The sequence below is a fragment of the Dolichospermum flos-aquae CCAP 1403/13F genome, assembly GCF_012516395.1.
GTDB lineage: Bacteria > Cyanobacteriota > Cyanobacteriia > Cyanobacteriales > Nostocaceae > Dolichospermum > Dolichospermum lemmermannii.
This window is the reverse complement of the sequence record NZ_CP051206.1, coordinates 3,831,754-3,857,452: the sequence shown is the minus strand read 5'-3', so window position 1 is coordinate 3,857,452 and position 25,699 is coordinate 3,831,754. Positions and strand designations below refer to the sequence as shown.

Annotated in this window: 18 protein-coding genes and 1 pseudogene; 12 read left to right on the top strand and 7 right to left on the bottom strand. The window is 37.6% G+C overall.

All coding sequences use genetic code 11. From position 1 onward, the window contains the following. Positions 1–34 precede the first annotated feature (34 nt). A complete protein-coding gene (locus tag HGD76_RS18585; RefSeq protein ID WP_148765575.1) occupies positions 35–670 on the bottom strand; it encodes an HAD-IA family hydrolase in 636 nt (211 codons plus the stop codon). Beyond that, positions 645–1,619, bottom strand: coding sequence for a tRNA epoxyqueuosine(34) reductase QueG (queG, locus tag HGD76_RS18580; protein ID WP_168696642.1), 975 nt, complete (start codon positions 1,617–1,619; stop codon positions 645–647). The genes HGD76_RS18585 and queG overlap by 26 nt, the downstream gene beginning before the upstream one ends. Before the next feature lie 442 nt (positions 1,620–2,061). Between queG and HGD76_RS18575 the strand changes: the two genes are divergently transcribed. Next, the gene (locus HGD76_RS18575) at positions 2,062–4,248 is read left to right on the top strand and encodes an HAD-IIB family hydrolase (RefSeq protein WP_168696641.1); all 2,187 of its coding nucleotides are present in this window, start codon (positions 2,062–2,064) and stop codon (positions 4,246–4,248) included. 167 nt (positions 4,249–4,415) lie between these two features. Continuing rightward, a complete protein-coding gene (locus tag HGD76_RS18570) occupies positions 4,416–5,807 on the top strand; it encodes a malic enzyme-like NAD(P)-binding protein (protein WP_168696640.1) in 1,392 nt (463 codons plus the stop codon). A gap of 165 nt (positions 5,808–5,972) precedes the next feature. Here HGD76_RS18570 and HGD76_RS18565 read toward each other — a convergent pair whose 3' ends face one another. Both HGD76_RS18565 and HGD76_RS18560 read right to left on the bottom strand, forming a co-directional pair. Continuing rightward, positions 5,973–7,208, bottom strand: coding sequence for a glycosyltransferase family 4 protein (locus HGD76_RS18565; RefSeq protein ID WP_168696639.1), 1,236 nt, complete (start codon positions 7,206–7,208; stop codon positions 5,973–5,975). A gap of 1,261 nt (positions 7,209–8,469) precedes the next feature. Beyond that, on the bottom strand, positions 8,470–9,066 hold the full coding sequence (locus HGD76_RS18560) for a glyoxalase-like domain protein (protein ID WP_168697495.1): 597 nt from the start codon (positions 9,064–9,066) through the stop codon (positions 8,470–8,472). 185 nt (positions 9,067–9,251) lie between these two features. Between HGD76_RS18560 and HGD76_RS18555 the strand changes: the two genes are divergently transcribed. The 6 genes from HGD76_RS18555 to HGD76_RS18530 all read left to right on the top strand — a co-directional run bounded on the left by HGD76_RS18555 (position 9,252) and on the right by HGD76_RS18530 (position 15,469). Continuing rightward, complete coding sequence (locus HGD76_RS18555; RefSeq protein WP_148765563.1) at positions 9,252–9,875, top strand: RNA polymerase sigma factor; 624 nt, start codon at positions 9,252–9,254, stop codon at positions 9,873–9,875. An 84-nt stretch (positions 9,876–9,959) separates the two neighbouring features. After that, complete coding sequence (locus HGD76_RS18550; protein WP_148765561.1) at positions 9,960–10,187, top strand: hypothetical protein; 228 nt, start codon at positions 9,960–9,962, stop codon at positions 10,185–10,187. Between the two features lie 234 nt (positions 10,188–10,421). Further along, on the top strand, positions 10,422–11,903 hold the full coding sequence (locus tag HGD76_RS18545; RefSeq protein ID WP_168696638.1) for an efflux RND transporter periplasmic adaptor subunit: 1,482 nt from the start codon (positions 10,422–10,424) through the stop codon (positions 11,901–11,903). Positions 11,904–11,912: 9 nt separating this feature from the next. Next, positions 11,913–13,130, top strand: a complete 1,218-nt coding sequence (locus tag HGD76_RS18540) for an ABC transporter permease (RefSeq protein WP_168696637.1) — start codon at positions 11,913–11,915, stop codon at positions 13,128–13,130. A gap of 60 nt (positions 13,131–13,190) precedes the next feature. After that, on the top strand, positions 13,191–13,955 hold the full coding sequence (locus HGD76_RS18535; protein ID WP_168696636.1) for an ABC transporter ATP-binding protein: 765 nt from the start codon (positions 13,191–13,193) through the stop codon (positions 13,953–13,955). Positions 13,956–14,029: 74 nt separating this feature from the next. Next, positions 14,030–15,469 (top strand): GTP-binding protein, encoded by a 1,440-nt coding sequence (locus HGD76_RS18530; RefSeq protein ID WP_168696635.1) that lies wholly within the window; start codon positions 14,030–14,032, stop codon positions 15,467–15,469. A 42-nt stretch (positions 15,470–15,511) separates the two neighbouring features. Here the strand turns inward: HGD76_RS18530 and HGD76_RS18525 are convergent. Together HGD76_RS18525 and HGD76_RS18520 are read right to left on the bottom strand one after the other, a co-directional pair. Continuing rightward, positions 15,512–15,700 (bottom strand): annotated as a pseudogene (locus tag HGD76_RS18525) (DUF29 family protein); the annotation flags it as partial. 18 nt (positions 15,701–15,718) lie between these two features. Next, positions 15,719–16,534, bottom strand: coding sequence for a SirB1 family protein (locus tag HGD76_RS18520; protein WP_168696634.1), 816 nt, complete (start codon positions 16,532–16,534; stop codon positions 15,719–15,721). Positions 16,535–16,875: 341 nt separating this feature from the next. On the opposite strand from HGD76_RS18520, the gene HGD76_RS18515 reads away from it, so the two are divergent. From HGD76_RS18515 to atpC, 3 genes are all read left to right on the top strand, one after another. After that, positions 16,876–17,130, top strand: coding sequence for a TIGR03643 family protein (locus HGD76_RS18515; protein ID WP_148765537.1), 255 nt, complete (start codon positions 16,876–16,878; stop codon positions 17,128–17,130). A 314-nt stretch (positions 17,131–17,444) separates the two neighbouring features. Next, positions 17,445–18,893: a F0F1 ATP synthase subunit beta gene (gene atpD, locus HGD76_RS18510; RefSeq protein WP_168696633.1), complete on the top strand. Its 1,449-nt coding sequence runs from the start codon at positions 17,445–17,447 to the stop codon at positions 18,891–18,893. Between the two features lie 100 nt (positions 18,894–18,993). Further along, complete coding sequence (atpC, locus tag HGD76_RS18505; RefSeq protein ID WP_148765534.1) at positions 18,994–19,407, top strand: ATP synthase F1 subunit epsilon; 414 nt, start codon at positions 18,994–18,996, stop codon at positions 19,405–19,407. A gap of 130 nt (positions 19,408–19,537) precedes the next feature. On the opposite strand, the gene HGD76_RS18500 is transcribed toward atpC, so the two are convergent. Further along, complete coding sequence (locus HGD76_RS18500; RefSeq protein WP_168696632.1) at positions 19,538–23,305, bottom strand: DUF7149 domain-containing protein; 3,768 nt, start codon at positions 23,303–23,305, stop codon at positions 19,538–19,540. A gap of 209 nt (positions 23,306–23,514) precedes the next feature. On the opposite strand from HGD76_RS18500, the gene HGD76_RS18495 reads away from it, so the two are divergent. Then, a complete protein-coding gene (locus HGD76_RS18495; RefSeq protein ID WP_168696631.1) occupies positions 23,515–25,590 on the top strand; it encodes an SPFH domain-containing protein in 2,076 nt (691 codons plus the stop codon). Positions 25,591–25,699 lie beyond the last annotated feature (109 nt).

Genomic DNA, 25,699 nt, shown 5'->3' with positions numbered 1-25,699 from the left:
CTGTGTAGCTGCGACTTCTAGTCGCCCATTCCTCTTAACAGCTTTTAATTACATCTAGTAATTCACGAGGATGATGAATTAAGAAATCTGGGTTTTGTTTACCTAGGGCTTCGGAAGAATTAAACCCCCAACTGACTGCAACCACTTTGATATTAGCTTTTTTGGCAGATTCTACATCTCTAGTTTCATCTCCTACATAAATTACTACTTCTGGTTTGAACTGTTTTTGCCGTAACACATTATTAATAATTGTGGTTTTCCCAAAAATAGTGACTCCTGAATAAATAAAGTCAAACAAATAATCTAAATTATGGCACTTGAGAAATTGATTGACATTTTCTTGAGAGTTAGAAGTAATGATTCCCAGGTGATAACCTTGATTATGGAGTTCTATTAATGCGGCATTAATTCCCTCAATAGGTGTTAATTCTGGGATTTTATGTTTTAATTCTCCTTTGACTTTTTTAACCATAAAAGGAATTTTGAATAGGGAAACACCAGAATATTTAATAATTTCTCTGGCTGTTAAATTTCTCAGGAGAACTAGTTCTTGCGAATTAATCGGCACATATCCAAATTCCAGGGCTAAACGATTGGCAATAGTTACAAGAGCATCTACTGTATCCGCAATCGTCCCATCAAAATCAAAAATTATTACTTTCTGGGTCATTATTATGCCTGGATTTGTCAAGATTAGCGCGAGCATTACGTCGTAACATTTCTGGTTTAATGCGTCGCAAGGCTGATGCGGTGAATCTTTTATCCCACTCCTCGTTTGATATTTGGGCTAATTCTACCAGCTTGGGGGCTAAATTGCCAGGATAGGGTTGAAAATCAGTGACATCAGTGGCTTGAGCAAATCGCTGATTCCAAGGACAAACATCTTGACAAATATCACAACCTGCCACCCATCCTTGTAAATGATGTGTAATGTTTGCGGGTAATTCCTCAGCCCGGTTTTCAATTGTATGATAGGCAATACAGCGATTAGCATCTACTACAAATGGTTCAGTAATTGCACCTGTAGGACAAGCTTGCAAACAACGAGTACAAGTTCCGCAATGTTGGGTAGATGGGCGATCGCTTTCTAGTGCCAAATTGGTTAATATTTCTGCCAAAAACACCCAAGAGCCATATTTTCTGGTAATAACGTTCCCATTTTTAGCAATCCAACCAATGCCGGCTTTTTGCGCCCAAACTTTATCTTGGACTGGCCCTGTATCTGCATAATAACGGGCTTTGACATTTTCGCCCAGGGATTCTAGCCAAATAGCCAATTCCTTCAGCTTTTTGTGCATCACTCGATGATAATCCCGTCCCCAGGCATAACGGGAAATTTTCCCGTATTCATCCCCCTGCGGCCGTTCCTGGGGAGTATAATAATTCAATGCTACAGATATGAGCGATCGCACTTCTGGCATAACTAAACTAATATCCTCACGTTTGGGATTTTTCATCCATTCCATGTCAGCGTGATAACCCATTTTTAGCCAAGCTTGCAATTTTTCTGTCTCTGTTCTCTCTAAATTACCGACAGCAGCAATACCCACTTCGTGAAATCCCAACTCTTTGGCTTTTGCTTTCACTACTGCGCTGCTAATTGATGTACATTCATTCATTTTTTTAGGGGAAATTTAGCTGAAACTCCAGAAATTGCCAACACATTGTTTGGTAACACATTTCTCAATATGGGACAGGACAATTGGTAATTTATTTGTGGCTACACATAAAATTTTAATTGATTGGGGATTAAAAAATCCCTAAACCAATCAATTTTGTAGGGGGACAACCCCCTGTGGTTGCCCCAAATACTGGGGTAGGCACAGGGGCGCTACCCCTACTGAGTCGGAAATTTCACAACCACACCACCAATTTACTCAAATTTGTATTTAATGGTGCTGCGTAACATTCCCGAAGCGATATCAAGAATTGACTTGTTGATGATCCTGATCTTGACGCTGACGGAAAAACCTGTAACCTTTAGTGCATTAGTGGTGATATAACTATAATAAATCAGGCAAAAATGCTGGATTTATTGCTAATAATGGAGGAATCAGCACTGTGTCAAACAACTCAGGGTTGTATATTTTACTCGTCAGCGTTCATGGTTTAATTCGCGGTAATAATCTAGAGTTAGGCAAAGATGCTGATACTGGTGGGCAAACCAAATACGCAGTTGAACTTGCTTGCACATTAGCCAAAAATCCCCAAGTAGCAAGAGTTGACTTAGTAACGCGGTTGGTAAATGACCCAAAAGTTAGCCCTGATTATGCTCAACCAGTAGAAATTCTTGCAGATAAAGTCCAAATTGTTCGTATTGCCTGTGGTCCCAAACGCTACCTCCGCAAAGAAGTTCTCTGGCCACATTTAGATACCTTTGCAGATGAATTGCTCAGGCATATTCGCAAAGTTGGCAAAATTCCCCATATTATTCATACACATTATGCTGATGCCGGATACGTGGGTTCTAGAGTTGCCGGTTGGCTAGGCATCCCTCTAGTCCATACAGGTCACTCTCTGGGGCGCATCAAGCAACAAAGATTATTAGAACATGGTACTAAACAGAAAACTATTGAAGATAATTTTCACATCAGTACCAGAATTGAAGCTGAAGAAATTACCCTTGGTAGTGCAGCTTTAGTTATAGCCAGCACTCATCAAGAGGTTGAAGAACAATACAGCGTTTACGATCACTATCAACCAGAACGGATGGTAGTTATCCCCCCAGGTGTCACCTTAGAGCGTTTTTACCCAGCCCCGGATAATTGGCAAAATCCACCTATTCAAAAGGAATTAGAAAAGTTTCTCAAAGACCTGCAAAAGCCGATGATTATGGCGATTTCTCGCCCGGCTATCCGGAAAAATGTCAGTAGTCTCATTAAGGCTTATGGCGAAGATCCCGAATTGCGCCAATTGGCCAATCTGGTACTAATACTAGGCAAACGAGAGGATATTTTGGCGATGGAATCGGGTCCGCGTCAGGTATTTGTGGAGATATTACAGTTAATAGATCGCTACGATCTTTATGGTCATATTGCTTATCCTAAACACCATAATGCTGATGATGTGCCAGATTTATACCGGCTCACGGCAAAAACCCAGGGAGTATTTATCAACCCAGCCCTGACAGAGCCATTTGGACTGACATTAATTGAGGCTAGTGCCTGTGGTGTTCCCATAATTGCTACTGCTGATGGTGGTCCAAGGGATATTCTCGCTGCTTGTCAGAATGGATTATTGATTGATCCTTTGAATATTCAAGATATTCAAAATGCTTTGCGAGCATCTCTCACCAATTCAGAACAATGGCAACAATGGTCTAAAAATGGACTGATTAATGTTTGTCAACATTTCTCTTGGGATAGTCACGTAGAGCAGTATTTAGAGCAAGTCCGCCGATTATTGCCCCAAAAACGCATTCAATCTCTGTTGAGTCCTCTGGTTAAATCTCCCGCAGATGAACATCCAGATTGGAATGTACCGGATACCAATCACTTACCAACGGCTGATCGGTTTCTAGTTTGCGAAATTGATCATACTCTATTAGGTGATGAGGAAGCTTTAGAAAAGTTAATTCAGAGAATTCGTGATCAAGGGAATACAACTGGAGTGGGTATTGCCACCGGGCGCAGTCTCAAAAGTACATTAAGTATGTTAGAGGAATGGCGTTTCCCTCTGCCAGATTTGTTGATTACATCAGCGGGAAGTGAGATCTACTACGGTCCCCAGATAGTCACAGATACAAGTTGGCAAAGGCACATTGCCTATAATTGGCGACGGTCAGATATTCGCAAAGTCATGCAGGATATACCTGGGGTGGAATTGCAACCTCCTGATGCTCAGGGTAAGTTTAAGATTAGCTATTTTGTGGATGAGACGAAATCACCTAGTTTTCGAGAAATTACCCGCCGTCTGCGCCAACATCGCCTCCATGTCAAAGCATTTTACAGCCATAATATGTATCTAGATTTAGTACCTATTCGCGCTTCTAAAGGAGATGCTATCCGTTATGCTGCTTTAAAATGGGGTTTACCTGTTCACCGTTTCTTGGTTGCTGGCGCTTCAGGTAATGATGAATCAATGTTAGCTGGTAATACTCTGGCAGTTGTGGTGGGAAATCACAGCCAAGAAATTGAGAAGCTCCGAGGCTTACCACAAATTTACTTTGCTGGGGGAAATTATGCTTGGGGGATTTTGGAAGCTTTAGATCATTATGACTTTTTCGGTAACTTATCACCAACACCATAACCGTCTTGGTACTTATTTCATCCATATTTATCGGCGTTTATCGGCGTTTATCAGCGTTCGATAATTCTTAAAATCTAATTAATTTGGATCACACGGTTTTTTTGTGAAAATAAAATTTCCCGTAGCAATACAATATAAAATCTAAAATTTAAAATCGAAATAGCACCATGACAAATCTTACTCCTAATTCTAGTTTTAGTGTTACCCTGCGGTTACAGATTCCCAATCGAGTGGGGATGTTAGCATCTGTTACCCAAGCGATCGCTGCCACTGGTGGTAATCTCGGACAAATTGATTTAATTGAACAAAGCCGTCAAGAATCTACCCGTGATATTACAGTTGATGCCGCGAGTACGGAACACGCGGAAACCATTGTCCAAGCGGTAAAGGAATTACCAGATATTCAGGTAATTGATGTTTATGACCGCACCTTTAATTTACATCGCGGTGGTAAAATCAGTATTGTCAGTAGAATTCCGCTCAAAAGTGTTTCTGATTTAGCAATGGCTTACACTCCAGGAGTGGGGCGGATTTGTAAAGCGATCGCTGAAAATCCCGAAGAAGTGTACAATCTAACAATCAAACAGAACACGGTGGCGATCGTCACTGATGGCAGTGCAGTCCTCGGTTTGGGCAATTTGGGACCAGCAGCCGCTTTACCCGTCATGGAAGGAAAAGCCATGCTGTTTAAGGAATTTGCTGGACTTGATGCTTTTCCCATCTGTTTAGATACTCAAGATCCAGATGAGATTGTCAAAGCAGTTAAAAATATCGCCCCGGTATTTGGTGGTGTGAATTTGGAAGATATCGCTGCACCGCGCTGTTTTGAAATTGAAAAAAGACTGCGAGCCGAATTAAATATCCCCATTTTTCACGATGACCAACATGGGACAGCCATTGTCACCTTAGCAGCATTATTTAATTCTCTCAAACTTATCCAAAAATCCATTGCAGATATCCGCATTGTGATTAATGGTGCTGGTGCGGCGGGGATTGCGATCGCTCGGTTACTCCGCAAAGCCGGTGCAGAAACCATTTTGATGTGCGATTCAAAGGGAATTATTTCGACTAATCGTCCTGATTTGACCGCTGAAAAACTGGAATTTGCTGTTAAAGCCCAAGGAACTTTAGCCGGTGCAGTCCAAGGTGCAGATGTCTTCATTGGTGTCAGCGCACCGGGAGTTTTAACACCAGAAATGGTTCAGGGAATGACGAAGGATGCAATTGTGTTTGCAATGGCTAATCCCATTCCCGAAATTCAACCAGAATTAGTGCCTAAAAACGTCACTGTTATGGCTACGGGTCGAAGTGACTACCCCAACCAAATCAATAACGTCCTGGCGTTTCCTGGGGTGTTTCGTGGGGCTTTAGATTGTCGGGCTAGGACGATTACTACTAATATGTGTTTACAAGCTGCCAGTGCGATCGCTTCTTTAGTTAAACCTGCGGATTTGAATCGAGAGCATATTATCCCTTCTGTCTTTGATAAGCGGGTGGCTACTGCTGTGGCTGCTGCTGTCCAACAAGCTGCACGGGAAGAAGGTATTGCTCAAAATTAATTAATTTGTGGAATGGCCAGCGTTCGACGGTTCGACTCAGACTTCGACATCATCTAAGTTGAACGCTTCACCGAACGCCTGACGGTTCTAGGAATGTAATAAAACGCGCCTAATTATTACCTATTGCTATGGAAGCACAGTTAGTTTTGTTTTATAGTGCTGACATTAGTTCAACAAACAAGAATAGGAAGACTCAGGAGTATATAACCAGCGATGATAGTTTTTCCGTTTCGCTAATTCCTTACCTTGACGGCCAAGTTTTTCCCGTAACTGTGAATCTTGGCACATCCGATTGAAAGTTTGCAAAACTTCATAACCAGAATCTTGATTTACTAATAAGCCATTTTCTTCATGATGAACCGCATCTAAAACACTACCCAAGCGGGAAGCAATGACAGGTTTACCAAAGTAACCAGCTTCTAAATAAACTACACCAAAGTTATCTGTGGTTGCATCTTCATAATTATCGGAATTCAACATCGCAAAAATATCACAGGCTGCATAATAACCAGCTAAATCGCGTTCTCGTACATAACCAGCGAAATGTACCCGTTTATCTATTCGTAACCTTTCCGCTTGAGATTTTAGCTGAGTTTCACAATTTCCTTCACCACAAATAATGCAATGAACATCCACACCAATAGTTAGTAATACGGGAATATTGTCTATTACTCGATCAAAGTTTTTATATTTAACCAAGTTACCAACAGAAAGAATTACAATTGCTGTTTCCGAAATATTGTAAGTCTGACGGATGCGGTTACGTAAATCATTAATATGACTAAGACTAGTAGGATTACCAAATCTTTCTGGCCTCACTACCGGATTAATTACATGAGTAGGTGTATCTAAACGAAAAGTATTTCTTAAAGAATTCCGAATATAAGAACTATTACAAACAATTCCATCAGCACGTATGAGAGTTAATTTTAACAGCCATCTCCACAACGGGTTATTAACTGTACGTGATAAATCATTACCATGTAAATAGATAAAAAAGCGAATTGGTAAAATATAACTGAGTACCAACACCGCTGGGAAATCATAACCATGACACCATTCAATGTAGCGGTAATGATAGCGAAAATATAATTTAATAGCTAGTAGCAAAGAGCAAATAATATTGAAACCAGATTGACAAATATCTCCTAACCAGTTATCACACCAAGCCGGAAAATGAAACCAACGATAAACTGGAAATTGCTGAGATTTATCAAATTTTTTATCTCCATTACAACCACCAGCTAAGACAATTACCCGATCTGGATCTTGTAAACAACGATTATAGACATATTCACCAATTACAGCCTCTTCTGGGCGGAATATTCGGGAAATAACGAGAATATCTGGGTAAGCTGTTTTATCTCTAACTTGTGACCCTAGTTGTGATATATTTTCCATAATTAAGCTTGATAAATTAACTGGAATTAGGGCATTATCTTAAATTCAATAAAAGGCTTTTACTTCTGTATGGGTTTAGCACTGGTAAATTCCCACTGAATTCTGCTGTATATAGAAATAGGATTTTTAGATTCTGTTGATTCAAAAAAAATCTCATCCCTCTCTTAAATATTAAATTTGTGAGCATTCAGATTTGTCAGAATAATCACGGATTTTAGAGTTAGCTTGAGTTATTTTTCTAAGATATCACTTCTCTCTATTCTTGATTTAATAAGTATTCTGAGTTCTTCTAGAAATGATCCAACACATGGTTAACAAAACTATCAAATTATCACTTATTTTGCTGCCAATTATCGGTTAATTTTCTGGAATTTATCAGTGATAGATGAGTTATCTACATAATCAAATATAGTCATAATTTATCAGTTATCTTCCCAAGAGATTACTCAGAAACTACTCGGAAAGTTGTTAAATCTAACTATTGTTTCTAGAATACTCTAAATATGGGCTATTTTTGTGCCAAATCGCCAGAAAATATGAGTAATTTGGGAATCTGAGTCATAGCATTTATTCCCATTATTTTCACCGTTGTTACTGACATATTTTTTATCATTTGTTAAGGTATCAATTATTGCATTTACTTCATGTTAAATTTGAATACCTCTAACTGGTAATCATAGATATATAGAATCTTTCAGCTATCAGTAAAAAGTAAACCCCCTAAAATATAGGTGCTAAATATTCCGACTCTATCCGGAAAAATCTATTAGCAACAAAATTATTTATAGAAAAAATTCAGATCGGTTAAAACAATCTTGTTTAGTTTAAACAGTAGAAGCCTCTCACCTACCCGATAGGGAGGTGATGAGATGAATAAGCGGAAGTGACGAATTGCCCAACGAGCAAAATTAAGCGCAGCTTAATCAGTGTTGTTGGGCGATGTTAGCGCAGCGGCACGAAGTGCGGAATGAACACTTTCTTGATTTTTTTCAAATATTTGATATAGTTTTCAACAGTAGGTGTAACTCAATTAAATGCACCAAAAGCAGCCTATCAAAAAAGTTAAAAATTATCTCAAAAAGTCCCTAGGGCATAGGGCTTTAAAGCTCGGTTAATGTCTTCATAGAGGAGTCGCCGAGAAGCCCACAGTCACCTGAAAGGGAGTGTGTGGAGTATGTCACATGATTGTCAACTGTTTAGGTAGGTAACAGGGAGATAAAAAATATTCAGGGTGCGTCAGGAAAACCCAGCACCCCCATGACTAATTAGCAACTTCAGCCATTTCAATGACGCGCCCTTGATAATCCTTAACTAAAAAATTCAAAGGCTTTTGGTTGCGAATTTTAAACTTTAAACCCCTGACTTCTACCCGCATTAAAATTAATTCTAGACAATCATGATCAAAGCAAACATGACGATGCTGATCTTTTTTGCCTAAACTTGCACCAGTGATAATATGTAATTGAGTATTTTTCTTGAGTTGATACCACAGCCCGTCATTACCATTATTCATGGTGTTATTAGACCAACTGGGACTAGCGGACATATATAGCGGATCAATACCTGTTGCACCGATAGTTTGCTCGTAGTTGTAATAATAGTGCAAAGGGACTTCCGCCACTGGCAAATCTAGCAAACCTGCATATAACTGTCGGGCAACTTCTAAATCCGATACCATGACAGTATAAACTTTAGGTGCGCTACTCAAAAACATCCACATAGCGCCCGCGTAAGCTGCCAGCAGCATAATCATAATCCCCTGGGTGGAGAACAGGCTATCCAAGGGCAGGGAAGGCAAAAACGAGCCGAAAGTTAGTGGACTTGGCAGGAACATTAGGGAACTAGCTTCTATAACCATGAACAAACAAGATCACAATAAAGGAAACGCTTTTAGTTGTCAGTTAAGACTAACATTAAGTCCTAATTTCTAGTTTATCAATAGTCTGGTTGTCTGACATTGACAAATTAACTGACTTGCAAATATTGTTAGCTATCACATCACCATTCCCTAGTATATTTTAACAGTTATCTAGTCCAGAGATTGTGCAAATTCCCCACTTTCCCGAAGCTAATCACCCATTGGTGAAGTCGCTATTTCATCACAGTGATCAAGAACTACTGAGTCTATTTCAGCAATATCCTGATTATGGCAAGTATTTTACGGTGATTTTCTGCCGTTATAGCCCCATAGTTTACACCTTAATTCGGCATTCAGCGCGATCGCCTGTGCAAGCTGATTATTTGTTTGCTCTGATTTGGCGCAATATATATTATGAACTAGGTGGACTGAATTTAAACCAAGCAGCGACAGAGACGGAATCTTTAACCTTACAAAATTGGTTAATTAATATCACGGCATTCCATATTAATGAGATTAAACTACCACCCACAGAAGCTATTCATTATTCTCTCAAGGATACATCACCACCGCTATGGTGCTATGTAGAACAGGCATTAGATCAACTCCCACCAAGATCACGATTAATCGTCTTAATGGCACAAACTTTCCACTGGAGTGAAACCAGAATTGCTGCATATTTGCAAGCTGAAGGAGAACAAATTTCCCCCGCTGAAGTAGCAAGTTCTCTCCAGGAAGGTTATCTGATGCTAGAAGATAAATTACCTGCTGATATTCGGGCTATTTACTTAGGCGAAGCTGGGATTTAGTCCTAACTTTAGCTATAATAATCACAATAGCTCATCTGCTGTCCAAAACCAAAGGGAAAATGCTAGGGCTGAATTTCTCAGATAATGTTACAAAACCGTGTCGCAATTACAGACGTAAATAGAAATCCCGCAGAAGATTTAAAATATTTAGTCGTCTCTGGGGAAATCTATAAAAAAATGGATAACTTTACCAAAGCCAAGGCTTTATATAAACAAGCTATTTCCATAGCCCAGAAATTAGAAGATAGCAAGCAACAAAGTTTATTAGTTTATAAAATTAATAGTCAAAATCCCAGATACCCGACTTCTTGAAGAAGTGGGGGAGCTAGAAGTCGGGGATCTAAATTAAATTAAAAAATAGGAAATAAGTCATGATCACGAATCAAAGAGAAATATGATAGTATAACTAGGAGAGAGATAGAAATTTATAAAATAGAAATTGAAAATTCACCTAATCAGGTGATGAATTAGATAAATCAAATGATTATCATAGATTCTCAACTATAGAATATTCTTGCTAACTTCTATTCCTAACCTTTTTTGATCATGATTTTTTACATAGAAATTCCCTTAATTGGCAAAAAAGTTAAATATCCATTCCGTTGGTTAATGGGTTTAATAGCTAGTGGTGTTTTAATTGTGGGAACAACAGCCACTATTCAAACCATCCAGCAAAAAAATAAACCGCTAGATGTGACTAAATTAACTGTTCCTGTAGAGGCAAAAAGTGTAACTGTCCGCATTACTGCTAGTGGGAAAGTCCAACCAGTTCAAAGTGTAAATATTAGTCCTAAAAGTCCAGGACTTTTGGCAGATTTAAATGTGGAACAGGGAGATACTGTCAAGCAAGGACAAATAATTGCTCGCATGGATAATTCGGAAATTAAAATGCGAATTCTCCAGTACCAAGCTAATTTAGCACAAGCAAAGGCACAATTAGCAGAAAGCGAAGCCGGCAGTCGTCCCGAAGAAATTGCCCAAGCAAAAGCCCGTGTAGACCAAGCACAGGCACAATTAGCGATTATTCGAGATGGTAATCGGTTACAAGAAATTCAACAAGCACAGGCTCAAGTTGACTCGGCAAAAGCTTCTGTGGCACTTACCCAATCCAGAGTCAAACGTTATCAAGATTTAGCTAAAGATGGGGCTATTTCCCAAGATAGTTTAGAACAATATGTCAGTGAAAATAGTAAAGCTAAGGCTAATTTAGAAGAAGCACAACGCCGATTATCTTTACTGAAAGTGGGCAACCGCAACCAAGATATTCAAAAGCAAGCAGCAATTGTTAATCAGGAAAAGGAAGGATTACGAAAATTAGAAAATGGTAATCGTCCCCAAGAAATTGCTAGATTAAAAGCAGCAGTAGCTAGTGCGGAAGCTCAGTTAAAACAACAACAAGTTCAATTAGAAGATACAATTATTCGCGCTCCTTTTTCGGGAATTGTCACTCAGAGATATGCGACGGTGGGAGGTTATGTTAGTCCAGCAATTTCCGCTTCTAATAATGCTTCTGCCACTTCAACTTCTATAGTAGCTTTGGCAAAAGGTTTAGAAGTTTTAGCAAATGTTCCTGAAGTAGATATATCCCAAATTAAACAGCAACAAAAAGTGGAAATTACCATTGATGCCTATCCTGAAGAAGTTTTTCAGGGACAGGTACGTTTGATTGCTCCCGAAGCGGTAGTTGATCAAAATGTCACATCATTTCAGGTGCGCGTGGCGATTAACACGGGGACTGAAAAACTGCGTTCAGGGATGAATGTCAGTGAAGTCACATTTCTTGGCAATAATATCAAAGATGCGCTGTTAATACCCCAGGAATTAATTGTTACCCAAAAGGGAAAAACTGGCGTGTGGTTATTAGGTGAAAAAAATAAACCTCAATTTCGTCTTGTGACAATTGGCGCGAATATTGATAACCAAATTCAGGTTTTAGATGGTCTTAAAGCCGGAGATCGGGTATTTATTGATCTGCCTAAAACGAAGGAAAAAGAGAAAATAGAACAGGGAAAAGAAAATAAAAAATAAGCACAAATTATGGACATTTTAGAAAGTGTAAAAATGGCAACTACTACCTTATTAGCTAATAAGTTGCGAAGTAGTTTAACTATGTTGGGAATTATTATTGGCAATGCTTCCGTTATTGCCATGATTGGCATTGGAGAAGGCGCACAAACACTGGCAGCTAAGCAATTTGCATCATTAGGACCGAATACCCTATTTATTGTCCCTGGGAGTCCAGGTAGTCGGGGAAGGGTGACAACAATGCCCAGAACTTTAGTTTTACAAGATGCTAAAGCGATCGCTAAACAAGTGCGTGCAGTTAAAGAAGTTGCTCCAGAAATTAATAACAGAAGCACAATTACTTATAGAAATAGAAATACAACTAGTACAGTTATTGGCACTACTGCTAATTATATAACAGTTCGTAGTTTTGAAATTAAAGAAGGCAGGTTTTTTAATGACTTCGATATTAAACGTAATAAGAGAGTAGCAGTATTAGCTCCAGATTTAGCCAACAAACTCTTTGATAATCAAAATCCTGTTGGTCAAAAAATCCGCATTCAAAATACTACTTTTCAGGTGATTGGCTTAACAGTAGCTAAAGGTTCTTCCTTTGGCAGTAACAGTGATGATACAGTTTTTATTCCTATCAACACTATGTTTAGTCGGTTAGTGGGGAGAACATCCCCTTTTGGTATTAATGTTTCTTTAATTTCTGTATCTGCTCAAGATGAAAATAGCATCTCAGCAGCAGAATTTCAAATGACAAATTTACTCCGTCGTCGGCACAAAATTGTCCGTGAAGATGATTTTACTATTCAAAGCCAAAAAAATATCTTGGAAATTACCAATACAATTACCAGTGGCTTGACACTAATGTTAGCTGCGGTTGCTAGTATTTCCTTATTTGTGGGTGGGATTGGGATTATGAATATTATGCTAGTTTCTGTAACTGAACGTACTCAAGAAATTGGACTGCGTAAAGCTATTGGTGCAACTCAAGAAGATATTCTTTTGCAATTCATGATTGAAGCCGTGATATTATCAGTAGCTGGTGGTGTAATCGGTATTGCTTTAGGCGGTGGTAGTATTATTTTAGTGGGTATCCTTACCCCATTACAGGCGGCAATTTCACCAAGTGCAGTTTTATTAGCTGCTAGTGTTTCTGGTGGGATTGGTTTATTTTTTGGTGTAGTTCCTGCCCGTCGTGCCGCTCAACTTGACCCAATGGTAGCACTGAGAACCGCGTAAAAAAATTTAAAATTAATGGACATTCGCTACAATTATACTTTGACAGGAGGATAAATTTCCGTGGATAATACTTTTACGATAACTGACACAAGTATTCCCCAATCTGCATCGCCATCAGGAATTATTCGGCTGGAAAATATTTTCAAAGTTTATGGAATTGGAGAAATAGAAGTTAAAGCACTGAATAATGTAAATTTAGTCATAGAAGTAGGTGAATACTGTTCGATCATGGGTCCTTCTGGTTCGGGTAAATCCACAGCCATGAATATTATCGGTTGTTTGGATCGTCCCAGTGACGGAAATTATTATTTAGATAATTTGAATGTCGCCCAAATGAGTGATACTGAATTGGCGCATATTCGTAATAAAAAACTAGGTTTTGTCTTTCAACAATTCCATTTATTAAATCAATTAACGGCTCTAGAAAATGTCATGTTACCAATGGTGTATGCTGGCGTTAAACCTGGGGAAAGAAAAGATCGCGCGACATCTGCATTAATCAAAGTCGGTTTAGAAAAACGCCTCAATAACAAACCTACCCAATTATCAGGAGGACAACAACAAAGAGTAGCAATTGCTCGCGCCATTGTCAACAATCCCGTCGTTCTCCTCGCAGATGAACCCACCGGCGCACTTGATTCTCACACCACCCAGGAAGTATTAGACCTGTTTAATGAACTTAATAGCAGTGGTATCACCGTTGTTATTGTCACCCATGAATCAGAAGTTGCGCGTCAAACGAAGCGGATTGTTTGGTTTCGTGATGGTGAAGTTGTTCATTCTCATCTTACTCCCAATGAATTACATGAGGTTGTTATATCTTAGGGAATTAAAAATTAAGAATTAAAAATTAAAAATGTAATTACTTCCTATTCCCTATTCGCTGTTCCCTAATCCTAATGAATACTTTACCCGAATCCATCCCCAATTGGGAAGAAGAACTAGATAACGTCATTTTTACCTTTGATGATATTCAAGCCGAACTTAACTATAAACAAGCCAAAACCGCACTCAAAAACTTAGTGAATAATCTTGATCTTTCTGCTGCGGAAAAATCAGGTTTAGAAGCAGAAATTAATGATTTAGAAATCATGCTAGATAAACTGGAAAGCATGGTAGTACAAATTGCAGCTTTTGGGATGGTAGGACGGGGTAAATCTTCTCTTCTCAATGCTTTGGTTGGTCAAGAAGTCTTTATTACTGGTCCATTACATGGTGTTACTCGTGATGCACAAACAGTAAATTGGAGTATTAGTGAAGAAGCTTTAGGAACTTTAAAAGCCACATTACCCAGCAATAGCCAATCCCAAGTCGAATTAATTGATACTCCTGGATTAGATGAAGTAGACGGTGAAACTCGCGCAGCTTTAGCTGAACAAATCGCTAAACAAGCCGATTTAATTCTCTTTGTTATTTCTGGAGACATGACCAAGATTGAACAAATAGCTTTATCGCAATTGCGAGAAGTAGGTAAACCGATAATTTTAGTCTTTAATAAAGTTGATCAATATCCCGAAACTGACCGCATGACAATTTACGAAAAAATTCGAGATGATAGAGTGCGGGAATTACTTTCACCCGCAGAAATAGTCATGTCCGCAGCTTCACCATTGGTCAAAATTGCCGAACAAAATCCTGATGGTTCTAGGAGTGTAAAATTGCAAAAAGGTAAATCCCAAGTTGATGAATTAAAATTGAAAATATTGGAAATTCTCCACCATGAAGGGAAGGCTTTAGTGGCTTTGAATACGATGCTTTATGCTGATAATGTCAATCAGCAGTTGGTACAGCGTAAACTAATAATTAGGGAAGAAAATGCTAATCAGTTAATTTGGAAAGCAGTCATCACAAAAGCATTAGCGATCGCTCTCAATCCTGTTACAGTAGTTGATATATTAAGTGCCGTAATTATAGATATCTCCTTAATCTTAGGTTTATCCAAACTTTACGGTATCCCTATGACCGAAACCGGTGCTGTGAAATTACTCCAAAAAATCGCCCTGAGTATGGGTGGTATCGGTGCTAGTGAACTATTAGCAAATTTGGGTTTAAGTGGTTTAAAAACCCTCCTTGGTGTCTCTACAACAGCAACAGCAGGAATGACAATTGGACCCTATTTATCCATAGCCATAACTCAAGCAGGAGTAGCTGGTGTCTCTTCATACAGTATTGGCCAAGTTACCAAAGCCTATTTAGCCAATGGTGCGACCTGGGGACCAGATGGACCAAAAGCAGTAGTTAGTCAAATTTTATCAACTTTAAATGAAACTTCTATTTTAAACCGCATTAAAGATGAATTACTGATTAAAGTTAGACGCAGAAAAAAATCTGAAATCTGATTAAATTTTTAGTAATATACCATCTTCATCTATACTCTAGACTTAGGGCATAAAATCTGCATTGAGAAGCTGAATTAAAGAAAAAGATGGCTGTTCAGGGAATAAAGTTGAAGGAAGTTGATATTTATTTATTGTATCATTTCTAGCATCTGTATAACAATCTAGAAATACATCATTTAAAATACCTTTTAAACTAGGACTATCTGCTAGAGTATAGGCTATTTGTCGTCTTTGTTCAACAACAACTAACTAATTTAACTTAGCAAGTAATTGACGAATAACATCGGCATCTTTAGCATCAGGAACTTTAATTAAATAAATTTGTAAATCTTCCATAGCTTGAGAAAACTGCCCCAGTTGATAATACAACAAACCCCTATCTCTTAATTCAAAACTTGCTTCTGGAAATAACATTAAAACTCGTTCTACTATTCCCAAACTTCTTTCTAAATCCTGCTGCTGAAGATAAATATATTTTAAATTAGTCAACATTCTAGCTAAAAATTGCCGATTAGTCACAACTGCTAAAAATTCAGGTTTTAGCATTACCTCTTGTTGATAAATTTGTGAAAGCCTTTCTTGACAGTCTTGGGTAAACATCACCTCTCCACCATTAAAAGCATCCACAAAAATGCCTATATCTTCCACATCTGGACGAATCAGGAAATGTCCCGGCATTCCTACCCCTACCATGGGAAAATCAATCCGTTTTGCCACCTCTATATAAACTAATGCCAAAGTAATGGGAATTCCCATTTTCCGTTCAATGACATCATTAAAAAAACTATTGCGCGGGTCATAATAATCAATTTTATTACCATAAAAACCCAATTCTTCGTATAAATATTGATTAATACTTTGAATAATCCGCAGGGGATAGCGAGAAGAAGGCAAACGTTCCTCTAACTCCATTGCCATTGTATCAAGAGCATTTAAATATTCTTCAGGATCAATATCTGGATATTCTTCCTGGGCAATATATAAAGCTGCCTTTGCGAGATTGATATCCTCGTCAGGTTGTTGAATCTCCTGGTAAAAATACTGTCGTGCTAACGAGAAATTCATAAGCAATAAGGATGAAGCGACTGGAGGGAAAGTACAGAGTTTTTTGTACCTGCTCTTATTTTAGAGTATTCAGGCGTTTTATGGAACATGGTCTGGATCTATTCTCTCTTTCCCAATTCCTCGTTTCTCGTTTTCTCGTTCCCCTGCTCCAGACTGGGAATGTTATCTTTCTCGTTCCCCTGCTCCAGACTGGGAATGTTATCTTTCTCGTTCCCCTGCTCCAGACTGGGAATGTTATCTTAGAGGTTCTACCTCCAATAAAAAACAATAAAAAAAAGAATTATGATAGTATGATTAAAACAGATTGATAATTATGGCATTTTTATTCAAATTCTCAAAACATGAAATTACCTGACTTAGATGCTGAAAGCATAGATCGTATTATCGAAATGGCTTGGGAAGATCGGACACCATTTGATGTGATAGAAAAACAATTTGGACTCTTAGAAAAACAGGTAATTGCTCTCATGAGAAGAGAAATGAAATCATCGAGTTTCCGAATGTGGAGAGAAAGAGTTACCAAACGCCAAACTAAACATTTAGAAAAGAGAGAATTTATTGCCGGTAGATTTAAATCCCAAAATCAGAAAACATAAATTCACATAAAATTGAAAATTATCTATGATGGGAATTTGGATATTAGGATATCAACTGTCGCTACGACAAGCTACCTGACAAAGCTTTCATCATCACCTGCAAACGTTTGTAAGCAAGATTGAGTCCTAGATAGCGTTTTTGCATCTGATACCAGAAATTTCCAACTGCTTTTAAAAAATCAAGGATCTGGTCTTAATAATGAATTTAAGGCGAAGGTGGAGTCGTTAAGTGCTAACCTAAAAGATGATATCGCTTGATCTGGGGTCTTAAACGACCCACTTGTGAAAACTAGCTTCAATCATTTAGGCGCAGCATGGTCACCACCGCAGAAAAAACAAACATAGGTTACATTACCCAAGTAATTGGTCCGGTTGTAGACGTTAAGTTCCCCGGCGGTAAATTACCCCAAATCTACAACGCTTTAACTATCACAGGCACAAATGAAGCTGGACAAAACATCAGCTTAACCGTTGAAGTACAGCAACTTCTAGGCGACAACCAAGTACGGGCGGTGGCTATGAGTACCACCGACGGTTTAGTTCGTGGGTTAGAAGTAGTTGATACTGGCGCTCCGATTACAGTACCCGTTGGTAAAGCCACCTTGGGACGGATTTTCAATGTTTTAGGCGAACCTGTAGATCAGCAAGGTCCCGTAAACGCCGAAGCATATCTACCTATTCACCGTGACGCTCCTAAATTCACAGATTTAGAAACCAAACCTTCTGTGTTTGAAACTGGGATTAAAGTTGTTGACTTGCTCACTCCCTACAAACGCGGTGGTAAAATCGGTCTGTTCGGCGGGGCTGGTGTTGGTAAAACCGTGATCATGATGGAATTGATCAACAACATCGCTACCCAACACGGTGGTGTGTCTGTATTTGCGGGTGTGGGTGAACGCACACGGGAAGGAAATGACCTCTACAACGAAATGATGGAATCTGGAGTTATCAATAAAGATAACCTCAACGAATCCAAAATTGCTCTAGTTTATGGTCAAATGAACGAGCCACCCGGAGCAAGAATGCGGGTTGGTTTGTCTGGTTTGACAATGGCTGAGTACTTCCGTGATGTCAACAAGCAAGACGTATTGCTATTTGTTGATAACATCTTCCGGTTCGTACAAGCTGGTTCTGAAGTATCCGCGCTATTGGGTCGGATGCCTTCTGCGGTAGGATATCAGCCTACTCTGGGTACTGACGTAGGTGCTTTGCAAGAACGGATTACCTCCACCACCGAAGGTTCTATTACTTCTATTCAAGCTGTATACGTACCTGCGGACGACTTGACTGACCCCGCACCAGCAACTACCTTTGCCCACTTGGACGGTACAACAGTATTGTCTCGTAGTTTGGCTTCTAAAGGTATCTATCCTGCGGTTGATCCTTTGGGTTCTACTTCCACCATGTTGCAACCCAACATCGTTGGTAGCGAACACTACGGCACTGCACGGGCTGTACAATCCACCCTCCAACGTTACAAAGAACTCCAAGACATCATCGCCATTTTGGGTTTAGATGAATTGTCTGAAGAAGATCGTTTGATTGTGGCACGGGCGCGGAAAGTTGAGCGGTTCTTGTCTCAGCCTTTCTTTGTAGCTGAAGTATTTACTGGTTCTCCTGGTAAGTATGTGAAGTTGGAAGACACCATTAAAGGATTCCAACAAATTCTTTCTGGTGAATTAGATGCTTTACCTGAGCAAGCTTTCTACTTGGTAGGCGATATCACTGAAGCTAAAGCTAAAGCTGAAAAGCTCAAAGGCTAATGGGTAATGGGTAATGGGTAATGGGTGATGGGTAAGAAATTTCTCCCAATTACCAATTACCAATTACCAATCACCAATCACCAATCACCAATTAAGAATTATGACTCTGACCGTTCGTGTAATTGCCCCAGACAAAACCGTTTGGGATGCTGAAGCTGATGAAGTAGTTTTACCTAGCACTACTGGTCAATTAGGTATCTTGAGTGGACACGCTCCAATGTTGACAGCTTTGGATATAGGTGTCATGCGTGTTCGTGCTTCTAAAAATGCCCCTTGGCAAGCGATCGCTCTTTTAGGTGGTTTTGCTGAAGTTGATGAAAATGAAGTCACAATTTTAGTCAACGGTGCTGAACGTGGGGACAAGATTCAACTTGAAGAAGCCCGCACTGCTTTTAATGCAGCACAGACTAGCCTAAATCAAGTCAAACCAGAAGATCGTCAAGCACAAATCCAGGCAACAAAAGCATTTAAACGCGCTCGCGCTCGTTTTCAAGCTGCCGGTGGTTCGGTATAAATCGTATACTGCATCTAAAACTAATGAGGGTGGGCAAATTGCCTACCCTTATTTTATTAGTATTTTAAATAGCTTTATCTTTTAGATATCCGACTTCTTAAAGAAGTCGGATATCTGGGATTTGTGGTGTTTATCCTGCTATAATTTTTATCTCTTCTGCTGTTAATTCGTAAAGTTGATAAACTAACTGATCTATTTCTGTTTCTAATGCAGTTGTATCTGCTTTTGGATCTGATTTTTTAGCAGCGAGGATTTGATTAACTATTGTTTCTAATAACAATTCTTCAGTTTCCGTAGGTTCTTTAATGGGTAACATTTCAATTTTATACTTTTTCCATCTATTTGTACCCATTCCTGTGGTAGTTGAAATCTGGTTAAAATACCATTCTGATAGTTTTGAATTTAAAATTGCTAACAAATATTTAAGTTTTTCACCAGTCATTAAAAAAGCAGTAGCTTCAACATAATAATTAGAATCATCAAACGCAAATTTAGGTTGATCAGAAATTTCACCCCAAACAATTTTAGGTTTTTCAAAATCATCTAAATAAGCACAGTTTCTTAAATTTGTCCAATCTTTACCCTGATCTTGTCTTTGTTCAATTTGAGGAAGAAAAGAAATTAAATAATTATAAATAGATGGATAATTTTCTTTAACTTTTATTCTCTCGATGTTATTTTTTGCCACTCCATTATGTGTATTAATTAGATAAAATCCAGAAAATTCATAACTATATTTTTTTAAGTCTCTACCTCTTAAAATTGGCTGAATTATTTCAGCAGAATTAGAACTTTCAGCAATTAATTGATTTTTAGTTTCCTCATTGATAATAAAAGCTGCATTTAGTCCAGTAAGTAAACCTCTATTAATATTAATATCAAATTCTTTTAAAAGCTTAGAAGATTGCTCTATTTTTTGTTTCAAACTTACAGTTTCTTTATTACCTATAATCCATTCTGATGTATTAGGTATTATAAATTGAAAACAATTTTTATCGAAATACTCATCTAATGAAGAACCGACAAGATAATTATTATTGAGACTAGCAACATCAAAAAATTCATTAACTTTATCTTTTTTCAAGATGATAATATTTGATTCTACAGTAGCTTCCTCAAAAATTTGCATATCTTCAATATTTAATAAAGTCTGAGGTTGCAGATTTTCAATTAAATATTTTTTCAGCGAATCACCATAAATAGTTTTTAACCAAGAATTGGAAGTAATGTAAGTTAAAAATCCTGATTTTCTTAACAAACAACTTCCTTTTTCGTAAAATAAGCAATAAATATCTGAACCCTTTGTATAAGTTTGATAATTATTTTCAAAATAAGCAGTTTGAGATTTTTCTTTAATTTTAGATAGTGAAATATAAGGAGGATTACCAATCATGACATCAAAACCGATAAAATCACCTTCATCATTCAAAACTTCAGGAAATTCAAACCGCCATTCAAAAGCATTTTGATACAATTTACCACTTTTTTTCTCTTCAATTTCAGCATTAAGTTCATTAATTTGCTGTTCTAACTCTTCTTGCTTTTTTTGACGATTTTTTGCTTCTGCTTTACTTTCTGCAAATAATGACTTTTGATCTCGTAAATGACGAAGTTCTGCAATTTTTTGATTTCGCTTTTCTATATTCGGATCATTGCTACTAATTTCTGTACGTATATTACCTTTAATATCATTAATTAACCTCTCCATTTCCTGTTTTTGATCTTTGTTATCAGGGTGGAGATAGGTTTTTATAGCATTTCTATAACTTTCGATATTCCAATCACTTTTTTTCAAAATCGTCCGTAAATCCCAATTTAAAGGAAAACGACTGATTAAGGAATTTCCAATTTTAATATTAATATCAATATTTGGTAAAGTTTCCAATTCTCCTATATTCCCCTCTCCTGGTAGGGGTGAGACTTTATAATAAGCATTCTTTAAAAGCTCAATCCACAAACGTAACCGACAAATTTTTACTGAATTGGGATTTATATCTACACCAAATAAACAATTTTCAATAATTGTCTGTTTTTCATGAAAAATTGTTTCTTGTATGCGTCTACTTTCTGAGTTGTTAGGATTATATGTGAAAAATTGTCCGTCATCATCTGTAATAATTAACTCATCATTTTCAATTTTTATATCATAATCTCTTAAAGTTTTTCCCTGTCTATCAAGTAAAACTTTCAAATCACTTTTAATAGTAATAATTTCATTTAAAGCTGAAACTAAAAAATGTCCAGAACCTACTGCTGGATCACAAATTTTTAAACTATTAATAATCTGATTAGCTTCTTTTTTATCTGTAATTCTATCATATAATTCGTCAATATTTTCACAGTTCCAACCTTTAATTTCTTTGAACTTCTGTAAAACTGCTCTGCGAATAGTTTCCCGACACATATACATAGTAATAAAACCAGGAGTAAAGAAAGAACCATCTTTATAACCGTTAATTTTCTCAAAAATCAAACCTAAAACAGAAGCATTAATTAAAGTTTTATTTTCTTCTTGGATTTCTTCTGCACCTTCACTGCTAAAATCGTAAGCATCAAGAAATGCAAAAATATATTCTAGTGCTTTTAATTTTCCTGTCCGTATATTACCATTATCTTTAAGAACTGTTTTATTGAAAATAGAAAGTTTTTCATCATTGATTAAATTACTAATAACTATTGTTTTATGTTCAATTTCTGATACTTCAAATAAAGAACTATTCAAATAAGGAATATTAGCAACAATATTTTTTATGTGTTCGTCTCTTTCATCTGGTTTATGAGATAAAACACCAAAAAATAACCGATTGAGATTACCAAAATCTTGAATTTTTGCTAAATTGAGAAATGCAAAAGATTTATTACCTTGACGATAGTTAATTAGTTGGGATTCTAATAGTTTCAAAAAGAGAATGCGATTAATCCAAGTAATAACTAATTCTAAACTAACATTAAAAAGTTTCTCTTCGGTATTTTCTCCAAATTGTTCGGAATTTGATAATCTATCAATCTTGTGTAATTCTTGCAACCGAGTGATAGTATTTTCAATTAATGAACCCTGTTCCCTTTCATTAATTGGTTTACGCTGAATTAATTTTTTGCCACCTTCTTTGATTTCCGTTAAACCCAGAATGTGTAGTAATTCACTATAAAAGTTTCTATTTAAACTATTGCTATCATTAATAGTAGGTAACTTTAATAAATGTTGTGGTGAAAACAGCTTAAATAAAGGAATCAGTTTTTGATCATTTTCAGGATTTTGATTAATTAAATACTGTTGATAATCTTTAATATCAAAATGTGTAAAAATTAGTTCATTTTGAATTTTATCTATTGCAGGTTGAGCAATTTCTTTATAAAAAAAGTCTGTGCGAGAATTAGATAGACGTTTTTCTTCAAAATCAGTAAATTGCTTGACTAATTGTTTATTCTGAACAAACAAATTCTCAAAAAGTGTTGCATCAAAAATGAACCATTCATAAATATTAGTAGCAATTAAATATTTAATTTCTGAATTTTTATTTGTAATCCGTTCTCGTAAAAAGTATAAAACTAATTGTTGTAATGCTTTAGTATTTAAATTATCAACCTTGAGCATTTCATTATTATTTACCTTTTTAGCTTCTAAAATCACACCAACATTGCTTTTAGTATCTTTGCCATTATAAATCACCAAGTCATTACTTGCTTTAATATTGATCAAATAATCAGCACCGTAATAGGTATTTTTCAAAAAATCAGTCAGAATATTCTTATGAAATTCCTCTCTTTCGTTTTCATCAATTTGATTAAGTAGTGTAATCAGATTCCTTTTAAATATCTCAAACTCATTTCTAATTGGTTTAATTCTCAGAAATGCTTTGCTTAATGCTTGTCTAGGTTTAATTTTATTGTTAATCATCAAAAATTATAATTTTATTGTTAATATTCAGCATTGCATTCATTTTAGCATTGAATTAAAATTAAGAAATATATTGTAATATTTGTTAACAAAATTTAAACCTTAAAAAAATTGGAAGTCTGGTAAAAAATTACATTAAGTTTCAGAAAAATCATTCCATCCTGATGAAGTGATACCTTAGATGATTAATCGCCCAAAGAGGCAGATATATGAAAAGCTTTCCATTTTCTCTTGATAAAAGTAAGCAAAATAAATTTGTCAGCTTGGCTACATCTGCAATTGCAGCCTTAGCCTTAGCCAGTGGTGTTAATGCTGTTAATGCCACTCCCATAAAAACACTGACAGCCAAAGAATTAACTTCTGTCTCAATCCCGTCTCGTCAAACTCAACAATCAGTTACTCAGTCTGTAACTGGCCAAATCCCCTATCAAGCCATGGGGATTGAGTCTTTGATCATTATTCCTGCCATTATTATTGGTGGTTGTTTCTTATTTGGTGGACTGGTAGTTATCGCTGAACGGGAAGTTGGTATTGTTGTCAAAAAATTCACCCTTTCCGGTAAAGGACTACCTCCTGGTAGATTAATCGCTTTGAATGGTGAAGCGGGCTTACAAGCAGATACCCTCGCCCCTGGTTGGCACTGGGGTTATTGGCCTTGGCAATATGCAGTTAAGAAAGAATCAATAATCGTTGTCCCCCAAGGTCAAATCGCTCTGATTGTCGCCGCCGATGGCGCTTCTAACCCTCCAGAACGGATTTTGGGCAAAATTGTCGAATGTGATAATTTCCAAGATGCGCGCAAATTCTTGACCAAAGGTGGGGAGAAAGGACGACAGATTGCTTTTATCACCGCAGGTAGTTACCGCATCAATACAGCGCTGTTTAAAGTGATTACAGCCGGAAATGCCAGTAAAGAGGGTATGCGTCCAGAACAGTTAAAAATCTATGAAATAGCCGCAGAAAAAGTTGGGATTGTGACTACTTTGGATGGTTCACCAATTGCCGCCGGTGAAATTGCTGGGCGTGCTATTACTGGACATAATAATTTTCAGAATGGTCAAAAGTTTATTGACGCTGGGGGACAACGGGGTTTGCAAGAACAGGTATTATTGTCGGGTTCGTGGAATCTGAATCCTTGGTTGGTAAATATTGAACAAGTACCGATGACTGAAATCCCTATCGGTTATGTGGGTGTGGTGATTTCTTTTGTCGGTGAAGAACAGGAAGATGTGAGCGGGGCATCTTTCACTCACGGAAATTTGGTCAATCAAGGACATAAGGGTGTTTGGGTTGAGCCTTTATATCCTGGGAAACACCCGCTTAACACTAAAGTGATGAAAGTTGAGTTAGTGCCGACAACAAATATTGTCTTAAACTTTACTGATAGAATTAGCGGTCAGCATGGGTATGATACGAATTTAACGGCACTGAAACTTCTGTCATTTGATGGTTTTAGCTTTGATTTGGAGATATTCCAAATTATCCACATTGGTGCTTCAGATGCACCGAAAGTTATTTCCCGCTTAGGTTCAATGCAAAATGTCATTGATCAGGTTTTGCGTCCCATTGTGGGGAATTATTTCCGCAACTCGGCTCAAGAATATACTATCCTGGATTTCTTGATTGCCCGAAGCGAGCGCCAAGTAGAAGCTTCTGAATACGTTAAATCTGCCTTACGTGCTTATGATGTGCAAGCAGTGGATTCGTTGATTGGTTTGATTACCCCACCGAATGAATTAATGCACACGCTGACAGACCGGAAAATTGCTGAGGAACAACGCAAAACTTACGAAGTTCAGCAAATGGCACAAACCCAACGGCAAATGTTGGTCAGGGAAACAGCGATCGCAGATATTCAGCAAGATTTGGTAAAATCGGAACAAGGTGTGACAATTGCCGAGTTGCAAGCTAACGCCCAAATTCAGCAAGCAACAGGTGAAGCTGAAGCTATTAAACTCAAAGCCATAGCTGGAGCAGAAGGTATCCGAGCCACAGGTAACGCCAAAGCAGAAACCTACCGGACAGGTGTACAAGCAGTGGGTTTACAAGGTTACACAGCTATGCAGTTGATGGAAATTGTCGGTGATCATCATGTCCGCATTATTCCCGATATCATTGTTGGTGGTAATAATGGTAGTAATAACGGTTTAGCAGATGGTTTGTTGTCTATGATTCTTTGGAATCAAACTAATAGCAAAACCCATCCAGAATCGAAAATCCCTACACCTCCACCTCTTCCTAATCCCATAGTTCCTAAAGCTGAATCAACTAATCAAAATAGTTAAGCTTTGGCGACTAGAAGTCGCGGCTACACAAATAAAGTCCGCCGGCGCGGACTAAATAAAAATCAAACGTTTGAAACCCACCTGCGTGGGTTTTTCCTGTGTAGACGCG